Source organism: Sphingobacterium deserti (genome assembly GCF_000757725.1).
GTDB classification, from domain to species: Bacteria; Bacteroidota; Bacteroidia; order Sphingobacteriales; family Sphingobacteriaceae; genus Sphingobacterium; species Sphingobacterium deserti.
Genome location: NZ_JJMU01000002.1, coordinates 149,810 through 172,190, shown reverse-complemented (window position 1 = coordinate 172,190; position 22,381 = coordinate 149,810). Strand labels below are relative to the sequence as shown.

The 22,381-nt window shown below is 40.8% G+C and carries 16 protein-coding genes and 1 tRNA gene; 14 read left to right on the top strand and 3 right to left on the bottom strand.

The window, feature by feature from the left end; translation table 11 throughout:
• Window positions 1–278: 278 nt before the first annotated feature.
• Window positions 279–2,741 (bottom strand): endopeptidase La, encoded by a 2,463-nt coding sequence (gene lon, locus DI53_RS01025; protein WP_037494550.1) that lies wholly within the window; start codon window positions 2,739–2,741, stop codon window positions 279–281.
• Window positions 2,742–3,030: 289 nt separating this feature from the next.
• Between lon and DI53_RS01020 the strand changes: the two genes are divergently transcribed.
• Both DI53_RS01020 and DI53_RS01015 read left to right on the top strand, forming a co-directional pair.
• A complete protein-coding gene (locus DI53_RS01020; RefSeq protein ID WP_037494348.1) occupies window positions 3,031–3,702 on the top strand; it encodes a tetratricopeptide repeat protein in 672 nt (223 codons plus the stop codon).
• Window positions 3,703–3,938: 236 nt separating this feature from the next.
• Complete coding sequence (locus DI53_RS01015) at window positions 3,939–4,655, top strand: superoxide dismutase (RefSeq protein WP_081939358.1); 717 nt, start codon at window positions 3,939–3,941, stop codon at window positions 4,653–4,655.
• Between the two features lie 138 nt (window positions 4,656–4,793).
• Here the strand turns inward: DI53_RS01015 and DI53_RS01010 are convergent, their stop codons facing one another.
• Complete coding sequence (locus tag DI53_RS01010; RefSeq protein WP_131555135.1) at window positions 4,794–5,465, bottom strand: hypothetical protein; 672 nt, start codon at window positions 5,463–5,465, stop codon at window positions 4,794–4,796.
• A 262-nt stretch (window positions 5,466–5,727) separates the two neighbouring features.
• On the opposite strand from DI53_RS01010, the gene prpB reads away from it, so the two are divergent.
• The 3 genes from prpB to DI53_RS00995 all read left to right on the top strand — a co-directional run bounded on the left by prpB (window position 5,728) and on the right by DI53_RS00995 (window position 9,369).
• Window positions 5,728–6,624 (top strand): methylisocitrate lyase, encoded by an 897-nt coding sequence (gene prpB, locus DI53_RS01005; protein ID WP_037494344.1) that lies wholly within the window; start codon window positions 5,728–5,730, stop codon window positions 6,622–6,624.
• Entirely contained in the window at window positions 6,608–7,759 is a 1,152-nt protein-coding gene (gene prpC, locus DI53_RS01000) for a bifunctional 2-methylcitrate synthase/citrate synthase (protein WP_037494342.1), read from the top strand. Before prpB ends, prpC begins: the two co-directional genes overlap by 17 nt.
• Window positions 7,760–7,917: 158 nt before the next feature.
• On the top strand, window positions 7,918–9,369 hold the full coding sequence (locus DI53_RS00995; RefSeq protein ID WP_037494340.1) for a bifunctional 2-methylcitrate dehydratase/aconitate hydratase: 1,452 nt from the start codon (window positions 7,918–7,920) through the stop codon (window positions 9,367–9,369).
• A 607-nt stretch (window positions 9,370–9,976) separates the two neighbouring features.
• On the opposite strand, the gene DI53_RS00985 is transcribed toward DI53_RS00995, so the two are convergent.
• Window positions 9,977–10,255, bottom strand: coding sequence for a 5-oxoprolinase (locus DI53_RS00985; protein WP_241462339.1), 279 nt, complete (start codon window positions 10,253–10,255; stop codon window positions 9,977–9,979).
• A gap of 326 nt (window positions 10,256–10,581) precedes the next feature.
• Between DI53_RS00985 and htpG the strand changes: the two genes are divergently transcribed.
• The 9 genes from htpG to DI53_RS00940 all read left to right on the top strand — a co-directional run bounded on the left by htpG (window position 10,582) and on the right by DI53_RS00940 (window position 22,327).
• Window positions 10,582–12,468 (top strand): molecular chaperone HtpG, encoded by a 1,887-nt coding sequence (gene htpG / locus DI53_RS00980; protein WP_037494333.1) that lies wholly within the window; start codon window positions 10,582–10,584, stop codon window positions 12,466–12,468.
• 301 nt (window positions 12,469–12,769) lie between these two features.
• Window positions 12,770–14,107, top strand: a complete 1,338-nt coding sequence (locus tag DI53_RS00975) for a sugar porter family MFS transporter (RefSeq protein WP_241462338.1) — start codon at window positions 12,770–12,772, stop codon at window positions 14,105–14,107.
• Between the two features lie 24 nt (window positions 14,108–14,131).
• A complete protein-coding gene (locus tag DI53_RS00970) occupies window positions 14,132–15,811 on the top strand; it encodes a glycoside hydrolase family 32 protein (protein ID WP_052071922.1) in 1,680 nt (559 codons plus the stop codon).
• 315 nt (window positions 15,812–16,126) lie between these two features.
• Window positions 16,127–16,200 (top strand) — tRNA-His (locus DI53_RS00965).
• Between the two features lie 602 nt (window positions 16,201–16,802).
• The gene (locus tag DI53_RS19475; protein WP_052071921.1) at window positions 16,803–17,582 is read left to right on the top strand and encodes a toll/interleukin-1 receptor domain-containing protein; all 780 of its coding nucleotides are present in this window, start codon (window positions 16,803–16,805) and stop codon (window positions 17,580–17,582) included.
• Between the two features lie 35 nt (window positions 17,583–17,617).
• Window positions 17,618–18,277: a metallophosphoesterase family protein gene (locus DI53_RS19470; protein WP_052071920.1), complete on the top strand. Its 660-nt coding sequence runs from the start codon at window positions 17,618–17,620 to the stop codon at window positions 18,275–18,277.
• Window positions 18,278–18,282: 5 nt separating this feature from the next.
• Window positions 18,283–19,581, top strand: coding sequence for a protein kinase domain-containing protein (locus DI53_RS19465; RefSeq protein WP_052071918.1), 1,299 nt, complete (start codon window positions 18,283–18,285; stop codon window positions 19,579–19,581).
• A 473-nt stretch (window positions 19,582–20,054) separates the two neighbouring features.
• Window positions 20,055–21,446, top strand: a complete 1,392-nt coding sequence (locus tag DI53_RS00945; RefSeq protein WP_037494331.1) for an AAA family ATPase — start codon at window positions 20,055–20,057, stop codon at window positions 21,444–21,446.
• A gap of 2 nt (window positions 21,447–21,448) precedes the next feature.
• Window positions 21,449–22,327, top strand: coding sequence for a DUF4435 domain-containing protein (locus tag DI53_RS00940; RefSeq protein ID WP_037494329.1), 879 nt, complete (start codon window positions 21,449–21,451; stop codon window positions 22,325–22,327).
• Window positions 22,328–22,381 lie beyond the last annotated feature (54 nt).

The following is a 22,381-nucleotide window of genomic DNA, read 5'->3' as shown; positions in this document are numbered from 1 at the left end:
CAATCCAATGAAGCGGGATTTCGCGGAAATTAGAGAACGTATTTTACCATGAACAGGTGATAGTACTATCCAAATGAATCGTCAACTCCATGTGTCGGAACTGGAAGGGGCAGATTTGGAAGGCGCTGTATGTTGTCTGCTTTAAGCTTGGGCGAAAAAAACAAAACCAATCTACATGATTAATATGTAAGATTGGTTTTCACTGATAAAAAAAATTCTTCCTTTCGGCAAGCACTATATTGTGCTATAAGCCCCTTGCTCCTATGCGAAAGTTAGCATTACGCTAATTTGATAGTCAAGTCTTTCGGGTTTTTAACTTTGTTTTTTAGAAGTGCTAGATCAATAACTTCAGACATCTTTGTCACGTAGTGAAAAGATAAATCTTTCACATAGTCTTCTTTTATTTCCAAAATATCTTTTTCATTTGCTTTGCAAAGAATAATCTCTTTGATATTTGCACGTTTCGCAGCTAATATCTTTTCCTTGATGCCTCCAACAGGCAGGACTCTTCCACGAAGCGTAATTTCCCCTGTCATCGCTAACTTCTCTTTTACTTTACGCTGCGTGAACAATGACGTAAGTGCGGTAAGCATTGTGATACCAGCGGAAGGACCATCTTTGGGAGTTGCTCCGGCAGGTACGTGCACATTCACATCCCATTGATCGAACACTTTGTAGTCAATGCCAAAATCTTCAGCATGTGAGCGTAGGTAGGCCATCGCGATTGCCGCAGACTCCTTCATTACATCGCCAAGATTACCGGTGAGGCTGAGTTTTCCTTTGCCCGGACTTAGGCTAGATTCAATGAACAAAATATCGCCGCCTACCGAAGTCCACGCCAAGCCAGTAACAACGCCGGCTACTTCATTGTCTTCGTAAAGATCTTTGTCGAAGATTGGAGCGCCCAATATCTCCTCCACCATAGGGGTATCAATTTTCGAACTATGCTCTTTCTCCATAACAATGCGGGTGGCAACACCACGAACAATGGAGCCGATCTTTTTCTCAAGACCCCGAACGCCAGATTCCCGTGTGTACTCTTCGATAATTTTTTCTATTACCTTGTTGTTTAGCATAACATCTTTACGAGTTAAACCATGAACTTCCAACTGCTTCGGTAACAAGTGCTTCTTTGCGATTTCTATCTTCTCTTCGATGGTGTAGCCGTTCACCTCAATGATTTCCATACGATCTAGGAGGGCAGGTTGTATCCCATTTAAAGAATTGGCTGTCGCGATAAACATTACCTTGGAAAGGTCATACTCCATCTCTACATAATGGTCGTAGAAATTGGTGTTTTGTTCTGGATCTAATACTTCCAGCAATGCTGATGATGGATCACCTTTAAAGTCCGAGCCCAATTTATCGATTTCATCGAGTACAAAAACCGGGTTTGAGGCGCCTGCTTTTTTTAGTGATTGTATAATACGGCCCGGCATAGCACCAATGTATGTTTTGCGGTGTCCGCGGATTTCCGCTTCATCACGTACACCCCCTAGCGCCATACGCGTATATTTGCGGCCCAACGCCTTCGCTATGGATTTTCCCAAGGAAGTCTTGCCGACACCCGGAGGCCCTACCAAGCAGAGGATGGGAGCCTTCATATTATTTTTAAGTTTTAAGACGGCCAAATACTCAATAATACGCTGCTTAACCTTCTCAAGACCATAATGGTCCTTATCTAATATCTTGACGGCTCTGTTTAAATCGAAATTGTCCTTTGTATAATCACCCCAGGGTAAATCCAATAATAGCTCCAAGTAGTTGATTTGCACAGAGTAATCTGCTGCCGCAGGGTTAATACGCCCCAGCTTTTCAAGTTCCTTTGTGAAGTGCTTTTGAACATCTCCAGGCCATTTTTTCGATCGTGCCCGCTTTTCCAGCTCTTGCATCTCTAGATCAGGCGTGTTGCCGCCAAGCTCCTCTTGAATGGTCTTCAGCTGTTGATTTAAAAAATAGTCGCGTTGCTGTTTGTCTAAGTCAATACGTACTTTATTCTGGATCTGGTTTTTTAGTTCTAGAAGTTGTATCTCTGTTGTTAGGTGCTCTAGTAGATTTTTTGCGCGTTTTACAAAATCTTTGGTCTCTAACAGGTTTTGCTTCTGCTCCGTTTCCAACGCCATATTTGACGAGATGAAATTTACCAGGAAAGTGGGGCTTTCGATGTTTTTGATAGCCAGTCCCGCTTCGCTGGGTAGATTGGGAGATAACTGTATAATCTGCAGCGCGAGCTCCTTTATTGAGGAGATCAAAGCTTTAAATTCTCGATTAGCAACCTTCGGCTTTTCCTCAGGTACGCGCTCGACGCGGGCTTTCAAGTACGGATCGCTATTAACAAGCTCTGTGATTTTGAAACGTTGTTTTCCCTGAATGATAACGGTGGTGTTACCATCTGGCATCTGTAAGATTTTTATGATATTAGCTACTGTGCCTATTTTGTGCAATTGATCTACAGTAGGTTCTTCAATATTCATATCCTTTTGAGACACCACACCAATTGTGCGGTCGCCTTTATAGGCTTCTTTCACTAGCTTTATAGACTTATCTCGGCCAACTGTTATGGGAATTACGACACCCGGGAACAATACCGTATTTCTTAAAGGAAGTATTGGAAGTATTTCAGGAATATCAGCTTTGCTCATTTCCTCTTCATCTTGTGAACTCATCAAGGGAAAAAACTCAGTGTCTTCATTAATGACAGAAAGTACTTGATTGAGGTCAAATGTGTCGTTTTTGTTCATATATATAGTGTTCATCCGACATTATGTCAGATTATTAGATAATTTCTTGTATACTAAAATAGTTCCTCTATAGTTGCAAGAGCGATGCCAACTTTAAAAATTGGTACTATTTATGTTAAGAAAGAAAACATATCGCTAAATCGACATTATTCTGTCATGATTAGGCGAGCCTGGAGCAAAATGTGGAAATGTTAATAAATTTTCATTGTGAGCTTAAACTATTTAACAGAGATTTATGTCAACTGTTTTAGTGTAAAAAACGAAAAAGTAGAATTAATAAAGAGAAAATATGAAACGTAGATTTTTAAGTAACCAGTGGAAAGCGGTAAAGTTGGGTTTGGCATCGACTGCCCTGGCGTTATTTACAGTGGCCGTTCAAGCGCAGGACCAGTCACAACATAGTAATCCTAATGTCCGCCTTGGTCAGAAAGCTTTGTTAGATGGTGATTTTAAATCGGCAGCGACGCATTTGCAGAAAGCGTTACCTTCAGAAGCTAGCGATCCAGATGTTCAGTATCTGCTTGGGTATTCGCAGTTCCATAATGGAGATTATGCAAAGGCGATCGAGACTTTTAAAAAAGTAATCGCATTGGACGCAAAGCATACTTCTGCCTATTACTACAAAGCGAAAGCAAGTAATAACATGGCTGTAAGTAGCATAAACAAAGTAAGTAATAGCGTGAAAGAACAATTGCTTAAATCGGCAATTGAGGACTATACAAAAGCGATAGCAATTAACGCTAACGACGCGAAACTGTATCAAAACCGTGCTATTGCCTATCGCGATTTGGGAATACTAACGGGCACGAGCGGCGCCGCAAACTATGATAAAGCGAAAGCTGCAGATGCGTATGGCAAAGCTGTTACAGATTACGAAAAAGTGCTTACATACGATGCATCCCGTAAGGATATCCAAACGGAAGTCAAAAAAGCAAAGGTTTACAGAGATAATCTTAAATAGCAAACTTTAGATAATGAAGAAGCGGCGAACGGTAATTGTTCGCCGTTTTTATTGGAAGCTAAACATATAGAAATTGCTCGTCCGCCTATGTAATCGGCATGCCGAAAGCGCTGTTGGAGACTATGTTTATGAACAGCATATTAAAAGTCTTTAAAAACGTCTTCCCGATAACTATTTATGGCTATTTTAGCAAGGATGTATATGACGCAACAGTTTAACAAAAAATATAACGTGATATGAAAGATAGGAGAACCTTTATTAAAAATAGCTTAGGGCTGGCTGCCGGTTTGGCGGTTGCTAAAGCAGGTTATGGAAGTTCTGTATTTGCCGATTTCGGCATGATGGCATTCCAGTTTAAGCATGAACCATTGCCTTATGCAAATAACGCATTGGAACCTGCAATCGATGCGCAGACTATGCAAATTCACCATGAGCGTCATTATGGTACTTATGTGAAAACTGCTAATGAGGCGATTCAAGCAGAAAATGCGCAAATCTCGAATGAAAAAGATCTTTTTAAAACAATTGATAAATTCAGCGCTAAATTGAGAAACAATGCCGGCGGTGCATATAATCATGCGCTCTTTTGGAAGATTTTGCGCGCGCCGCAAAAAGATAATAAACCGACAGGTAGCTTGGCGGCGGCTATTGATAAGGAGTTTGGAAGCTTCGCCAAATTTCAGGAAGCGTTTACTAAGGCTGCTACACAGCAGTTCGGATCGGGCTGGGCTTGGTTGGTGCTTGATGGCGGAAAGCTGAAGGTAGGCGGTACGCCAAATCAGGATAATCCGTTGATGAAGGGTGTTGCTTTGCAGGGTCAACCCTTGTTAGGACTGGATGTATGGGAACATGCTTACTACCTTAAATATCAAAACAAACGCCCAGATTACGTCGCAGGCTTTTGGTCGATAGTCAACTGGGAGCAGGTTCAAAAACATTTTGACGGAAAATAACAGTCGCAAATGGAAGTGCGCTGTTGTAGCACGATTTTTTCATTTATTTAAACAAGCCGTATACGAGGTCAAAAATTGGTTTTGCTCGTATCCGGCTTGTTTATTTCATTACGTTTTCACAGAAATAGCTGCGTGTTATTAGTCCGCTTTTTTCAAACAGTCGTTCGTAGGATTTTCCCTCCTGGCTATAAGCAATTGGAAGGTTGCCAACGATGAGCTGGCTTTTTGACAATCCAATTCTTTATTAGGAAGTTCTTCCGGTATAGGGTTCTCAAGCGATTTACTTCGCACGACGTATTGCTTCTGCAAACAGCGGAAGGCGTGTTCATTTTGATAATAAATCCGTGTTTCCGTAACATCATCTTTCGTGGCTCCTTCTGCTGCGCCACTCTCGAAAGTCCAGGAGGTAGCTTTTTCGAAAGCGAAGAAAAGCTTATTATCCCTTACAAAATACTCCTCTTCATACTCCTGGTGGCTGTATTCGCCATAGTCGTGCCTAATCAATACCAGCTGTCCTTCTTCGGAAAAATAAACGACACGTCCGTTTTTTTCGCCATCACAGTCGTACTCGAAGAAGGTGCTATCCAGCCTGCCGGCCTTTCGATTGTCTACCGTTGCGACGTATGCATCCTGAATCGCCGCAATATTTTCCAATGACTGGCTGCTATTAGCAATTTCATCTGACCCGGTATCTAAAATCTCGGTTTCTTTGCCTAAAGAATCTGCTACTTTATCTTCTCGATTGCTTGACTGGCATCCTACATGTATAGATGCCACAAACAATAGCATAGTCCAATTACGTATCATCATCGAAAACTTTACTTAGGGAACCTTACATGGGCACCTTTTGTTTTTAGCGGGAATGCTATTCAATTTTATTTGATATCCATTTTTAATGCAGCGATCTCTGACGATGTTAAGATTGTGTTTCGTTAAAAAAACTTTGTATCTTGTGGTTGATACGCAGCGACATGCACGATAACGCTCGTTGACGAGAAGCTAAGAAATAGCTAGACATAGACAATTAACGCATCTGTGTGCTAGTAAATTTTCAAATATCCAATTATAGTATATGATGTATTCTCCGGGTCTTCGTTTTAGGGAGGCGATGCAAAAAGAAAAACCTTTACAGGTGGTTGGTGCCATCCATGCAAATCACGCATTACTGGCGGAAAGTGCCGGTTTCCATGCTATTTATTTGTCTGGAGGTGGCGTTGCGGCAGGCTCTTTGGGTATGCCTGATTTAGGGATCACAACTTTACAGGATGTACTGATCGATGTGGATCGTATTACCAACGTCTGCGACCTGCCATTATTGGTGGATATCGATACCGGTTTTGGTCCATCGGCCTTTAATATCGAGCGCACCGTGCGTTCGTTAATTAAAGTTGGTGCAGCGGCCATTCACATAGAAGACCAGGTGGGCGCCAAGCGCTGCGGTCATCGTCCCGGTAAAGAACTGGTGACACAGGAGGAGATGTGTGATCGTATTAAGGCTGCTGTTGACGCCCGTACAGATGTAAACTTTGTCATCGGCGCGCGCACGGATGCTCTGGCTACCGAAGGCCTTGATGCCGCGCTTGCCAGAGCAGTAGCCTACAAAGAGGCTGGTGCCGATTTTATATTTGCAGAAGCTATAGTGCGCTTGCAGGATTACAAGCTATTTAGTGACGCCACAGGGCTACCTATACTTGCTAACATTACCGAATTCGGACAAACTCCCCTCTTTACAATTAACGAGCTTCGTGATGCCTCCGTGTCCATTGCGCTGTATCCATTATCAGCATTTCGGGCAGCAAACAAAGCTGCAGAACTGGTATATAACGGTATTCGGCGCGACGGTACACAGCGTGACGTCGTTTCGGCTATGCAAACGCGCGAAGAGCTCTACGCCAGCATAAATTATTATGCCTACGAAAGAAAGTTAGATCAATTGTTTAATAATAATCGCGATGAAAGAGACAAATGAATCAGGTTTTAAACCTAAGAAAAGCGTAGCACTTTCCGGCGTAGCAGCAGGAAATACTGCGTTGAGCACGGTAGGAAAAAGTGGTAATGATTTGCATTACCGGGGTTATGATATTCTGGATTTGGCATGGCAGGCTTCGTTTGAGGAGGTCGCGTATTTGCTGATCCATGGCACATTGCCCACGGAACCTCAGCTGCAATCGTTTCAAACGCAGTTAACTAGCCAACGCGGTCTGCCAATCGCTATTCAGAAAGTGCTTAAACAATTGCCTCCGACGGCGCATCCTATGGACGTGTTGCGAACCTATGTTTCCGTTTTCGGAAGCTTACAGCCCGAGAAGGAAAGCCAATCGCTGGCCGGAGCGCGTGAGATAGCATGTCGGCTGATGGCATCCATGGGTTCCGCGCTATTGTATTGGTATCATTTTAGTCAAAACGGTCGTGAGATTCAAGTGGAAACGGAAGACTTGACCGTTGGCGGTCACTTTCTCCATTTGCTTCATGGCAATATGCCATCTGCTTCCTGGGTAAGAGCCATGCAGGTTTCGTTAAATCTCTATGCGGAGCATGAGTTTAATGCATCTACTTTCACGGCGCGCGTTATCGCCGGTACTGGTTCAGATATTTACTCGTGCATCGCCGGGGCTATCGGCGCTTTGCGCGGCCCGAAGCATGGTGGCGCCAATGAAGTGGCGTTTGAAATACAAAGCCGTTATGCCGATGCTGATGAGGCTGAAGCAGATATCCGGAAGCGATTGGCTAACAAGGAGGTGATCATTGGATTTGGACATCCTGTCTACACGATAGCCGATCCTAGAAATGAAGTGATCAAACGTATTGCGAAAGAGCTAAGCGAAGAAGCGGGCGATATGACTTTATATTCCATAGCGGAACGACTTGAAACTGTGATGTGGGAAGAGAAACGGATGTTCCCAAATTTGGATTGGTATTCTGCCGTATCCTATCACCTGATGGGAATTCCAACGCCGATGTTCACACCTTTATTCGTGATCTCACGTATCACAGGCTGGTCGGCGCATGTTTTTGAGCAAAGACAGGATGGAAAAATTATTCGTCCGAGTGCGAACTACAACGGCCCGGAAAATAGGGATTTTGTGCCACTTTCGGAACGATAGGAGAGGTGGTAATTAAAAAGTAAAAAGTAAAAAGTAAAAAGTAAGGATTAAAAAGTAAGAATTAAAAAGTGAAAAGTTAAAAGTAAAAATAGAAAAATAAAAAGTAAAAATTGACAAGTGGAAAGTAAGGATTGAAAATTTAAAAGTAATAATAAATAATGGCAGTTGTAATCCCCAATAACCGACCGGATGCTGATCAGGTCTTAAAAGACATCGTTGATTATGTTTTGCACTATAAGGTGGAAAGCGAAACGGCTCTTAAAACCGCATTTTACTGTTTTTTAGATACCATGGGTTGTGGCTTTGAGGCCTTAACTTATCCAGCCTGTACAAAATTGCTCGGTCCGATTGTGCCTGGCACAGTGGTTCCGCAAGGTGCAAAGGTTCCTGGTACTGCATATCAACTAGATCCGGTACAGGCCGCCTTCAACATAGGCAGCATGATCCGCTGGTTGGATTTTAATGATACTTGGCTCGCTGCAGAGTGGGGACATCCGTCCGATAATCTTGGCGGAATCTTGGCGACGGCAGATTGGTTTAGCCGCACGCGCGTTAGTCGAGGGGAAGCAGCATTGAAAGGGGAAGATCTCTTGGAGGCCATGGTAAAAGCTCATGAGATTCAAGGCGTGCTTGCATTGGAAAATTCCTTCAATAAAGTGGGGTTAGATCATGTATTGCTCGTTAAAATTGCATCGACCGCCGTGGTAGGGAAAATGATAGGACTGACTTATGATGAGTTGATCAACGCTGTTTCGCTCGCTTTTGTGGATGGACAGGCGCTGCGCACATATAGGCATGCACCCAATACGGGCAGCCGAAAATCTTGGGCGGCGGGCGATGCTACGTCAAGAGCAGTGAGGTTAGCTCTGATAGCCCAAACAGGCGAGATGGGCTATCCATCCGTTTTAACTGCACCTATATGGGGTTTCTATGATGTTTCTTTTAAAGGAAAGCCTTTCACATTTCAACGAGCCTATGGTAGTTATGTCATGGAGAATGTATTGTTCAAGATCTCATTTCCGGCGGAATTTCATGCGCAAACTGCAGTGGAGGCTGCGATGCAACTCCACTACAAACTTCAAGAAATCGGTAAGGCAGCGGAAGACATCGCGCTTGTGTCGGTTCGGACGCACGAAGCGGCCATTCGTATTATCGATAAGAAAGGGCCACTTCATAATCCTGCAGATCGCGATCACTGCCTGCAATACATGATCGCTATTCCCTTGCTGTTTGGCCGTTTGACGGCAGAAGATTACGAAGATCATATTGCTCAGCATCTAGAAATTGATGTTCTTCGTGATAAAATGGTATGCCATGAAGATCCAAGTTTTACCGTAGATTATCATGATCCCGATAAGCGGGCGATAGCAAATGGTCTTACTATCACCTTGCAGGATGGTACTGTGCTCCCCGAAGTGGTCGTACACTATCCGATGGGGCATCCGCGCAGACGAGAGGAAGGAATTCCGAAGCTAATCGAGAAATATCAACGAAATTTGAAACGCATATTCAGCGAAAAGCAGCAGGCACAGCTGCTTCAGAAAACGCTCGATTACGATACATTTGTAAATCTTGATGTACCCTATTTAGTAGATTTAATGGTGAAGTAGAACTGTTTTTATAAAGGTTTGGTTTGATTAATGCTGCATTACGCACTACACATTACTCAATACCAATCCCATCGGACATCCCTTCCGCCGCATGCCGCGGCAAGGCAAATGGTTTTGTAGGGTAATGTAGTTTCTAAACGGATTGTCCCTCGCTCAAACCCTTCCGCCGCATGCCGCGGCAAGGCAAATACTTTTGAAGGGCAAAAGTATTCAAAACCCTGTCGCTTGAAACCTTTGCGGGGGAGGTTTGTGGATTGGCAAGTTTCTACATATCGCAAAGCTTTCGAGGCGACATTTCGTTTAATAATGGGAAGAAGCAATAAAATAGAGAATACCTTTCGCATTACGCGCTACACATTACGCAATACCCCTTCAAATGCGACATGTCATTTAATTAAGGACGGTGCATTGTAGTATCTTTTCTAATTTCTCACTACGCACTACTCACTACGCACTACTCAATACCCCTTCAAATGCGACATTTCGTTTAATTAAGAACGGTGCATTGTAGTATCTTTTCTAATTTCGCACTACGCACTACGCACTACTCACTACGCACTACTCACTACTCAATACACACTACTCACTACTCACTACTCAATACACACTACGCATTACTTAATACCCTCAACGGTACAAGCGCATTGTTTTCCAAACGCACTTTTACAATTTGGATACTGCTAAAGCCATCCTCTTTGGAAATAATAGGCGAGAGGTCGATGCCCTTTTTAGCCAAAGCTTTGAGAATGGCATTGCGAAAGGTAGAGCGTGTCGTACCCCAACCATCGCTCTCGACAATATCATTGTTAAACGTAATTAGTTCTGGAATGGAGTAGTTATTAAATTGCTCCTGTAGGTGTGTTGATAAATGAAGAATTGTTGACATACAATTTAAAATTAAAAGTTTAACCATAAATTGTATCCAGAAATTTGTGGGTGTAATAAACAATAGTCACTCATTGTCTCTCACTTTTTCCCCGTATTATTTTACCACCGTGGTACTACACTCGGTTGGTATTGCCTAAGCAATTCTGAATACACGACAAACTTAGTAGTCTTTTTTATTAGTTGCAAATATTTTTGTAAATAAATGACAAATGCGTCAGTTTTTTTCCGGCTCACGTTGGCATACTGTCATCCTGTCGGTAATATCACCTTTGGAATATTCCTTGATAAGCCAAATAGATAACATAGAAAAAAATAAAATATCATATGCAAGAAAAAGGTAGTATTTCGATTCATACCGAGAATATTTTCCCGGTAATCAAAAAGTTCCTCTACTCGGATAACGAGATTTTTTTAAGAGAGTTGGTTTCTAATGCGGTGGATGCTTCCCAAAAAATTAAGCGTCTTTCATCCTTAGGGCAGTTTCCAGGTGAACTTGGCGACCTTACGGTTGATGTTAAATTTGATGAAGCGGCAAAAACCATCACCATTTCTGATCGCGGGATTGGTATGACTGCTGACGAAATTAAGAAGTATATCAACCAGATTGCTTTCTCCGGAGCCACAGAGTTTATGGAGAAATTTAAAGAAGCAAACGATGCGAACGAAATCATCGGTCGTTTTGGGTTAGGCTTCTATTCAGCTTTTATGGTGGCTGATCGGGTTGAGATTGAATCATTATCCTATCAGGAAGGTGCTGAACCGGCGCACTGGACTTGCGACGGTAGTACATCCTACGAAATTTCGGAAGGTACACGCACAGATCGCGGGACAGACATCATCTTACATGTGAACGATGAATCAGCTGAATTTTTAAATCAAGCTCGTTTAAGCGAGATCTTAAACAAATATGCACGCTTCCTGCCGGTGCCTGTTCGTTTCGGAACGAAGTCAGAATCGCAGCCCGACGGAGAGGATGAAGAAGGGAAACCAAAATACACTTCTATTGAAGTAGACAATATTATCAACAACACCAATCCGGCTTGGACAAAATCCCCGTCTGAATTGACTGATGAAGATTATCTGGCTTTCTACCGGGAGTTGTATCCATACTCGATGGATGAGCCTCTTTTCTGGATTCACTTGAATGTAGATTACCCATTCAACTTGACCGGTATTCTCTACTTCCCGAAAGTGAAAAACGAGATGGAAATACAACGCAACAAGATTCAGTTGTATTCTCGTCAAGTGTTTATCACAGAGGAGGTGAAAGATATCGTCCCTGAGTTTCTGATGCTGCTGCAGGGCGTAATTGATTCACCAGATATACCATTAAACGTTTCACGCTCGTTTTTACAGGCGGATAGCAACGTAAAGAAAATCAACAACTACATCACCAAAAAAGTCGCAGATAAATTGAACGAGCTTTTTAAAGCAGACCGTAAGAATTTCGAAGCGAAATGGAATGATATTGGACTCTTTATCAAGTATGGTATGCTGAGCGATGAGAAGTTTGCTGAGAAGGCAAACGATTTCTGCCTACTGAAAAATACAGATGCAGAGAGTTTCACGCTAAAAGAATATTACGAGAAAGTCAAAGATATCCAAGTGGATAAAGATGGCAATATCGTTTACCTATATACCAATGATCCTGCGCAGCAAGATGGATTCATCGGCTCAGTGAAAGCAAAGGGATATGATGTTCTTGCGTTGGATGGCCCATTGGATACACATTTCACCGGTTATTTAGAGCAGAAAGGTGGCGATAAAGTTCAGGCTAAACGTGTTGATGCGGATGTAGTTGACAAATTGATTCCTAAAGATGAGCAGCAAACGTTGACTCTTTCAGAAGATGAATCGAAGAAAGCGTCTGAAATATTTGAAAAAGCTATTTCTAGAGGTGATATGAAAGTCGAGATCGATGCTTTAGGAGCAGATGATCTTCCAGTAGCCGTAACGATTGACGAATTTATGCGTCGTATGAAAGATATGGCAAAAACTGGCGGTGGAATGGGCTTTTATGGCACACTTCCAGATAACTACAAAGTTACTGTCAACGGAAACCATCCGCTTGTAAAACGCATTATCGAAAGTGGCGATGAAGATGGTACTAAATTGGCGAAGCAAGCTTTTGATCTGGCTTTATTATCAAGGGGTCTGTTGACTGGAGCTGATTTGACGTCGTTTGTAAAACGTAGTGTGGAGATGATCTAGTCTTATTTTAAAAGCAAAGCGAGGGGCTTTTTAACCCTCTGAAAGTGTTCAAAAGCGTGTTCTCTGACAGTACTTTTGAACACTTTCTCGTTTTAGCGGCGCTTGATATCCCTTGTTTCTATTTGCCGGATAGAAAATAACCTATAAGTTTCTCATTAAAAATTGATAGTTTTATAGATGGACTTCCTCTAAATTCCTGTGATCAAGCATTTGATAGGCTTGTCTACGGGTTATCATAACCGATCTTCTTCGGTTTTAGATGCGGAAGTGCTGCTTATACCATTAATTTATAAACTAATCAATGAAGGAACTTACAATGCAAAGAAATTCGATTTTAGCCTGGTCATTTGTAGTGGCATTAGGCGGTTTTTTGTTTGGTTTTGATACGGCTGTTATCTCGGGTGCTGAGAAAGCCGTTCAGGTTTTTTGGTCGCTCAACGAATTTCAACACGGATTGACAATGGCTGTTGCGCTATTGGGGACGGTATTGGGGGCAGCCTTGGGTGCTTATCCATCTGATCGCTTCGGACGAAAAAACACGTTGTTTTTTGTGGCGAGTTTGTATTTCTTCTCCGCTATCGGGACAGCATTGGCGCAAGATTGGAGTATGTTTATCATCTTTCGTTTTCTGGGTGGTATTGGCGTAGGCGTCTCGTCGGTGACGGCACCTATTTATATCTCGGAGATTTCACCAGCGGGTTCCCGCGGTAAACTCGTGGGCTTGTTTCAGTTTAATGTCGTCTTCGGGATCTTAATTGCCTACCTGTCCAATTACTTTATCGGGCAATTTGGCGAAGAGTCTTGGCGCTGGATGCTAGGCGTCCAAGCATTTCCAGCTCTTCTATTTTTTATTTTGATCTTTTTTGTGCCGGAAAGCCCGCGATGGTTGCTTTTGCATGGCAACAAGAGAGATGAGGCTATCCGGGTTATGCAGAAAATTAGCGGCGATCGTTATGCCGAGGATATTGAAGAAATTCTGGCTGCACAGAATCAAGCTCAGCGTGATGGCCGATTATTTTCAAAGACGAATCGGGTGCCTGTCATGTTGGCCATCTTGTTCGCCGTTTTCAATCAAGTTTCGGGTATCAATGCGATTATTTATTATGCACCACGGGTATTCGAGATGGCTGGCTTGGGCGCACAAAGCTCTTTGCTTTCTTCCGTAGGGATAGGATTGGTGAATTTTGCTTTTACTTTGATTGCAATCAATTTCATTGATAAGGTCGGGCGCCGGAAGCTTATGCTGATCGGTTCCGTCGGCTTGATCGCATCGCTGTCGTTGGTTTCCTATTCATTTTTTGCAGGGCGTACAGAAGGCGTTGCCGTGACGCTCTATCTCATGTTTTATATCGCCTTTTTCGCCTTTTCACAGGGTGCCGTTATTTGGGTGTTTATTTCAGAGATTTTTCCCAATGATGTGCGCGCCAAAGGGCAAACCTTAGGTAGTTTGACACACTGGGTAATGGCGGCAATTATCACGTTTTGCTTCCCCGCACTGACTGACATGCTGGGGGGCGGTTATACCTTCGCTATTTTCGCTGGCTTCATGCTATTGCAGTTGCTTTTTGTGTGGAAGATGATGCCCGAAACAAAGGGTCGTACGCTGGAACAAGTGGGCAAAACTGTGACTGACTCTTAATCATACATCTAAAAATCTTCTACCATGAATAAGCTATCTATGTTAGTTGTTCTTGTTCTGACCTTAGCCATAGGCGTTGGCAAAGGGCAGACCAAGTTTTCCAGCACATTCGTTGGTGAAAAGCAATTTCTTCAGATCCCTATAAAAAACGGTGGTACGCAAAAACAAGTTGAAATTTTGGTCAACAATAAAAGGGTGCGCTGGTTTACGGCAGAATTGGCAGAGGGTAAAGCAGATTGGTTTGCTTATCTAGACATCAGCGATTGGAAAGGTGATGAGTTGACGGTTGCTGTGGATGGCTTGCCGGACCAAAGCGAGGCCTTCCGGCCAATTGTGCAAACTGATAGTGACCGCCATGAAGGGGGGTATATGGAAATGCGCCGGGCACAGATTCATTTCTCGCCCAAAAGAGGCTGGATGAATGATCCGAACGGCTTGGTGTACTATAGGGGAGAATACCATTTGTTTTTTCAGCACAATCCTTACGGTGTAAATTGGGGCAATATGCATTGGGGGCATGCTGTTTCGAAAGATTTGGTGCATTGGAAAGAAGTGGGTGAAGCGCTCTATCCAGACGATTTCGGGACAATGTTTAGCGGTGGGGCCGTTGTAGATACCAAGAATTCATCGGGCTTTGGGTCAACCAAGGAACCGGCATTAGCGTTGTTTTATACGGCTGCGGAAAAGAGCTGGACGCAGGGTATGGCACACAGCCGAGATGGCCGCAGTTTTGAAAAACTGGAAACACCGATTATCAATAAGATAACCGATGGTAATCGGGATCCGAAAGTGATCTGGCATGAGCCTTCCAAACATTGGGTGCTTGTAGTCTATGTGAGCGAGGAAGGGGAGCAGCACGCTATGCACTTTTTTACGTCAACCGATATGAAGTCTTGGATCTTTGCTAGCAAGGTCTTGGGCGGGCAGGGGAATGATCGTTACCTGTTTGAATGTCCGGAATTTTTTGAATTGCCGGTAGAAGGGGGTGCTAAAGGCGAACGCAAGTGGATTCTTACAGGCGCAAATAGCCAGTACGCTATTGGCACCTTCGATGGCAAGACTTTTATCCCGGAGGAAGAACGTATGTTTAGTCAGCAAGGGCGAGACTATTATGCGGCGCAAACCTTCAGCAACGAGCCGCAGGGGCGTCGTGTGGAGATCGGCTGGTGGCGCACGCACACGAACCAAGATGGCAGCGCATTTAACCAATCGATGAGTATCCCGATGACGATAGCCTTACGTAAAACAGCGCGCGGCACACGCATCATTCGCCAGCCTGTTAGCGAGCTATCGGCTTTGCGCACCAATATCCAAAAGTTGAAAGGCAGTCGACTTAGCGCGGCATCCGCAAATGTGTTAAAATCCTTTCAAGGCGAATTGGCGGAGATTAAATTGCGTATTAGGCCGGAAGACGCCCACACTATACATCTCAACGTTCGTGGTTTACATATTATCTATCAGGTGACCGAGCAAGAACTCGTCGTGGATAATGTACGCGCGCATGCGCCACTGATCAACGGCGAGCAAGAACTAACTATTTTCGTGGACCGCACGGGTGTCGAGATTTTTGCAAGCGATGGCGAGGTGTTTATGCCCATTAATTACAATCTAGATCCGAAGAACACCCAATACAGCCTAAGCGTATCCGGAGGATCGGCTTCTTTAGTGGATGGCGAACTCCACGAATTAAAAAGTATTTGGTAGGTAGTTTGACGTTTTTCCGCACAAATACTAGGCAGGTCGTCTAGTCATTTAGGTCGGACCATTACTGTAATTTTTCTTCAAGTTATTTTGGATGGTTTTTTTTGCCTAGTTTTTAAAAACTGGTGTTGGCTCACTACTTTTTGGAATCTGTCTGCTTACCTAACACGTCAAAGCGTTGAACTTCCCTGCTTAGGCAAAAACCTTTGAAAAATTATCTAGTTAAAAATGAACTTCTTGCTGCGGTAAGCCATTATTTTGTTTAAAATATTTGGAGGATATGGGTATTTGTTCTACTTTTGTGTCATCAAAATCACGGTAGGTATAGCTCAGTTGGTTAGAGCACTAGATTGTGGTTCTAGGGGTCGTGGGTTCGAGCCCCATTACTTACCCGGAAAATAGAGGTCCAAAAGGCCTCTATTTTTGTTTTATGCCACTTATTGTCAGTTTATTACCGTTTTAAATTGTCGGTAAGTTGTTGTTGAATCTGTTATTTTGTCCTAATGTTGTTATTTGTCGAAAAACGGTAAATTGATCCGCTTTTTGAGTTGTTTTGTCTCATTTTTTGTCTCACTTTCTTTGTCGTATTCCTCCTTTCTGTTTCTATTGTTAGTACGAATTTAAGAGTTTAGTTGTGGATTATCCATTTATAGGACAGGATATTTTCATGTTTAAACCTATTATTTATGTTGTCCTAATTCATACAGTCCATTGTACGATGGTGTCTTATTGCTTGATCCCGCACATTGCTTTTAGATGGTTTTATTATGTCTCTAGTTTTAATGATCTTATTTAATAAGCGGAGACCATAGGGAAATTATACGAACGGCCTCTTATACTAAGTTGATTTCAAATATATTATGTTTTTATACGCGACAAATTCGTATTCTTTGCTTAGATTATTATTATATTCGATAGATAACAGCGTTAACAAGTCTCTTACAAAGTTCGAAACTTCGCTGATTATTTTGTTGATTATCTTTAGTTTTTAATTATGAGTGATGAATTAATAATCAAAAAGGAAGCCCTCGCGTTTTATCAAAGGAAAATCACAAATTCTTCTAAAAATGAAGCCATAGAGGATTTTCATGAGATTAAGAGACGTCTGTATGATTTTTATGCTCCAGAAAGTAAGGCGCTATTTTTAGATACTATTGCAGAAAAGATTGTTTTAGATTTGGATGATCATAGAAGAGTTGCTCATGGTGGGCAACCTGGAAAAAACTGCGCACACGAAGACAAGCAATCGAAATTATTGTTTTATATTAATCAGGAACTGGGTGAACTGCCATTAATAGCTCATCAGAGAGTAATGTCAAACCCTAAGCAGTTGAGAGACAAGATTTTTGTTAGTTATAGTCATTCCGATAATGAATTTCTTTTAGATATTCAACGCCATTTCAAGCCCTTTTTCAAACAGTTAGAATTATGGGATGATAGTAAGATTCTGCCGGGGCAAAAATGGAAGGAGGAGATTCGAAAAGCCATTGAATGTACAAAAGTAGCCATCTTACTTGTTAGTACAGATTTTTTCGGATCTGAGTTTATTGCTACTGATGAACTCCCCCCCCTTTTGAAGGCTGCAGAGGAAAATGGAGCCGTCATTTTATCGGTAATTTTAAAGCCATGTCTTTTTGAAGACTTTCCTGAATTAAACCAATTTCAGGCCTTGAACTCACCTAGTAGGCCAATTGCCAAAATGGATACCATTGAGAGGGAAGAGACTTTTGTTAACCTTGTTAGGCAAACGAAACGGATTTTAAACGGTATTTAGTTTTAATATTGTATTTAATAAATTGTAATAAGTAGATGAGGTTATTTGTTGTAGGAGATATCCATGGAGATGATAAAAAATTTAGAGCAGCTCTAAAGTCAGTCTCGTTAAAAAAAACAGATAAGTTAATACTCATTGGTGATTTAATTGATAGAGGTAGGGATAGCAAAGGGGTGCTAGATTCACTAACATTGTTGAAAAGTAATGGTTTCGATAATATAGTTTACATTAGAGGTAACCATGAACAGATGCTCCTTGATGCATTTAAAGATCCTGATAAAGAATATATATGGTTAAAAAACGGGGGCGATAAAACACTGCTAAGCTTTAAAGTGAATTTTTGTGATCAAATTCCTAAAGAGTATATTTCCTTAATAGAGAGCTCAGTTTTTTATCACCAGCATAATGATTATATCTTTGTACATGCAGGAATTGATTTTAAATTGGATGATCCTCTGAGTGACGCAAAATCACTGATGTGGACAAGGGAAATTAACGAAACTGCATTTGAGAATTCAGCATTTGCCGGAAAGAAAATAGTTCACGGACATACGCCTGTATCAAGATCGGTCATAACGCATAGTCTCCAACGTTCTTCAATCATCAACGTCGATAACGGTGTTTACATGAAAAATAACGATTTTGGATCTTTGTCTATTGTCAATTTGGATACAATGAAAGCTAACTTTATTTAAAAATTATGAAAATTATAGAAGTTTTAGACAACATTAACCGGGGAGGTTTTGGAGTAATTGACCGCGTTTTATGCGAGGATGGTAATTATTACGCAAGGAAAACTTTTAGTCCTATTCCCGATTCGAGATTGACCCAAGAGGCAATTGAAAAATTCAAAAATCGGTTCATCAGAGAAGTAGAAACCCAACGACGCTTGCCCCATCAATATGTTATACCTATTGTCCATTACGATTTACAGGCTGAAAATCCTTGGTATCTGATGCCAATTGCACATGATTACGGTCAAGAAATAGAAAGGTGCAAGGGTACAGATTTAATTCCAAACGGTTTATCTGATATTTTAAATGCGATGGAATGTATTCATAATCTTGGGTATGTACATCGCGATTTAAAACCTGGAAATATACTTTTCCACGAAGGTTTGTGGAAGCTTTCAGATTTTGGACTGATAACTCAAGATAAGGATATTCTATCTCTTTCGATCACTTCTTCGAACGGTTTGGGATACGGCTCCGAATTGTATGCCGCGCCGGAACAGATAAACGAATTTAAAACGGTTGATAGTAGAGCAGATATCTACGCGTTTGGAGCGATATTACACGATATTTTTGGTACTACACGTCGTACTCCCTATGCTAATCATACTTGCGCTGGAGATATGGGAGTGATTGTTGATAAATGCACGAAAAGAGAGCCGAGGCATAGATTTAATAATGTTGAAACTTTGAGAACTCGCCTTTTATATGTTCTTAGTAAAAAACAATTCAAAGTAAAAGAATCCGGATCAGAGGAGCATATCAATGCTATAAGAGAAATACAAGATTTTACGTTATCTAAATTTCAAGACTTGGTATTTTATGTGAGAGACTCGGAAGCAGATAAGTACAGTGTTTTTTACGAACTTAATAAAGAAGTGATAGCAAAAATGTTTGATATTGACAGAGATTTGTCAATAGAATTTTTCTTAGAATACGTTGCTTGGGTCGAAGGTTCAAGCTTTTCGTTTGATTACTGTGACGTGATTATTATGTTATTAAAAGATCTATACGATAGACCTATCGGAATAGATTTAAAAGCGAAGTGTGTAATAGCTGCTGCGGAATTGGCACGCAGTCACAACAGATGGTTTGTTATGTCTAATGTGGTGCGGATGTCAAGTCCTGACATCGACGAAAATTTTGCATTTCGACTTCAAATTGATATCGATACTTCTGAACGAACAAAAGAGAATTTCAATAGATGCGTTGAAGGGATAAGCCAAGCGAAAAGTAATTACCATCCTCTCATAGCATCAGTGTTATGATATTCGCTCGCCGACTGCGAGTTGAGCGAAGGTCGCTGAAATGAAATGCGCGAGCATGATTCAGCGATATGTACGAAGTATACGGAGACTGTTGGCGATATTTTTGATCAGCGTGGGGTTGAGCCTCGAGCCATCTAAAATAATGACAACATCGTAGCCTGAGCGATCTGCAGGCGAGCCAAACTCTAAGAGCGGTTGGATTTTGAACGAGTGTTTTCGCTCGTTTAAAAGACAGAGAAAGCTATTATGAAGTGAGGAGTTACCAAAGCTTTAAATATGACAAACTAAGAAGCGAAAATAAAGGAAATGGTATGTGAAATACTATTTCCTTTTTTGCTTAGTTTGGCGTATCTTAACAGCGGTAATTCCAGAACGGAATGCCTTATTACCTGAGTTAGTTTGAAATACAGCTTTACATCATCTTCAAATGAGCCAATGTTAGTAGAACCGGAAAAATATAAAAATTCATATTCATGATTATTAAAAATGTTAGGATAACAAATTTGTATGGTTATTTAAACAAATTTGTCGAATTCAATAGCGATATAAACCTTATTGTTGGAATAAATGGTTCTGGAAAAACAAGTCTTTTGAACGTAATAAATTGGCTTTTAAATCCTTCATTTCCAGATTTATGCACCAATGAATTTGATGAATTAAGCATCGAGTTTGTCATCAATAAGGATTTATATGTTATCGTCAGCAAACAATACGTGGATGAGGTTACCTTGGAAATTAAAAATATCACTAAAAATATTGTTTACCACAAGATACAGGCAGATTTGAAAATTCACCCAAAAAAAATTGCTCAAAGAAATATTGACATAGAAAGTTTGCTTGAAGAATATCGACGGCTGTCTCCTGTTAAAGAAGAAATTGAGTCTTGGAACATGATTCTTGATGAAATCCCAAATCCTATAGTAATTGGTTTAGACCGAAACTTGTATACAGAAGAGGGTAATGACGTAGCTTATGTTGAAGATAAGGGTGTTCTCCGTAGACGGCTAAGTAGTCGTGGAAAAAAAAGTCCGTTAGAAAGAGTTATTCGACTTTCAAGCGCTCATTACGCTCGCTATAAGAACCGCATTTTGGAGCTAAATAAGCGCCTAAATGATAAAATCATGCTATCTTCCTTTGATGAAACTCTAACGATTGAAAATATAAATGAATTGTTACATGAACCGAAAATTAACTTAAGACAGGTTCAGTCTTTGGAGGTTAAAGTTAAAGAGTATTTCGCAGAGAATTTTAATAATAGGCGATCTCATCCCTCCATCGTGAAGTCGAATGAGGAGGCGTTTAAGAAGATCGAAGCCTATTTCGTGAACTTAAAATTCTTGGTGAAGCAGTTTTATTCTAATGAAAAGAAGGATCGATTAGATATTGTTTTTATTACTAATCTAAATCAGTTTAGGAAAATTAGAGAACTTATAAGGGAATTCGAGGATTTTGAGACCAAGACAAAAAAGTTTTATGAACCTTTAAAACAATACTTGGACACATTAAACTCGTTTTTAAATGATTCAGCAAAAGAGTTATACTTTGATAAAAATAACTCAAAATTACAGTTCAGAGTTATTAATCAAAAAAAAGAGACTGTCATGGAAGGTCGAGATATCAAAGACTTATCATCTGGAGAGCTTCAGATTTTGATCCTATTTACCTTTATAAAATTCAATCATCAACTCGGTAATTTATTCATAATCGATGAGCCGGAATTGTCTTTACATCCGAAATGGCAGGAAAATTTTATAGATGGAATCAAAAGAATTATGCCTAATGATACCCAGTTAATATTTGCAACCCACTCTCCCGCTATTGTGGGGAAAAACAAAGACTATTGTAAAGTTTTAATGCCTTTTTAATTATGATTTCAATTGAGGATAGCATTCCTGAAAAGAACGAAAGTTATAGATTTGCCGAAGATATCTTTTTTATACAATTTAATGATGTCTCATTTTATATTGAAGATAGTGACCAAGAGAATTTCTATCACAGAATTTTATGCAACCTTTTTCCGGATATCAGGATTGAAAAAATATTTCCGCTTAACGGTAAGGATAACGTCATCGATGAGTGTGAAAAAAATATTGGCGACAAGACGAAAGTTTATTTGGTGGACAAAGATTTTGATGATTTATTTGGAAGGAAGACGAATCTTTCCAATCTTTTTTATTTAAACAGATATTCTATCGAAAATTATCTATTTGAATTAGATGCGATTGTCGAGTATATAATTAGCGAGAAACCAAGGTTAAAAAGGAGTGTTATTTTACGAACCCTTAACATAGATAATTTAATTAGTTCTATAGGTTCTGCCCTGGAAGATCTAATTTATATTTTTTTACTAGTTCAAAGTCGGTGCCCGAGATTGAGTAATATTTCCGTTAGCTTTGAACGATTTTTTGATTTTTCGGACGGCTGCTTTATACTAAAGCAGAATTCGCTCGATGAGTATCTTGAAGATGTAGCATTGGAACTTAACAAGGTTGATAAAAGATTGAAGGTTCGTCCGCAGTTAACTCAAATCAAAGCTAAGTTCAATTTAGATGCTGAAAGTAGCTGTCTAATTCATTTCCCTGGAAAATTTATTTTAAAAATGTTGAAACAAATCATCGAGTTTATGTATGGCATTGGTTCCAGAACTATAGATTCTTTTTCGTATCGAATTGCTTGTTACAGCAAGTTTGATTCATTATTATTTTTAAAAACCGACATAACCTCATTTTTGAATAGTGCAAATTGAAGGTGCTCAGTAAACATCCTAGCAAGGTATTATCTTTATTGCCTTTTTATATGT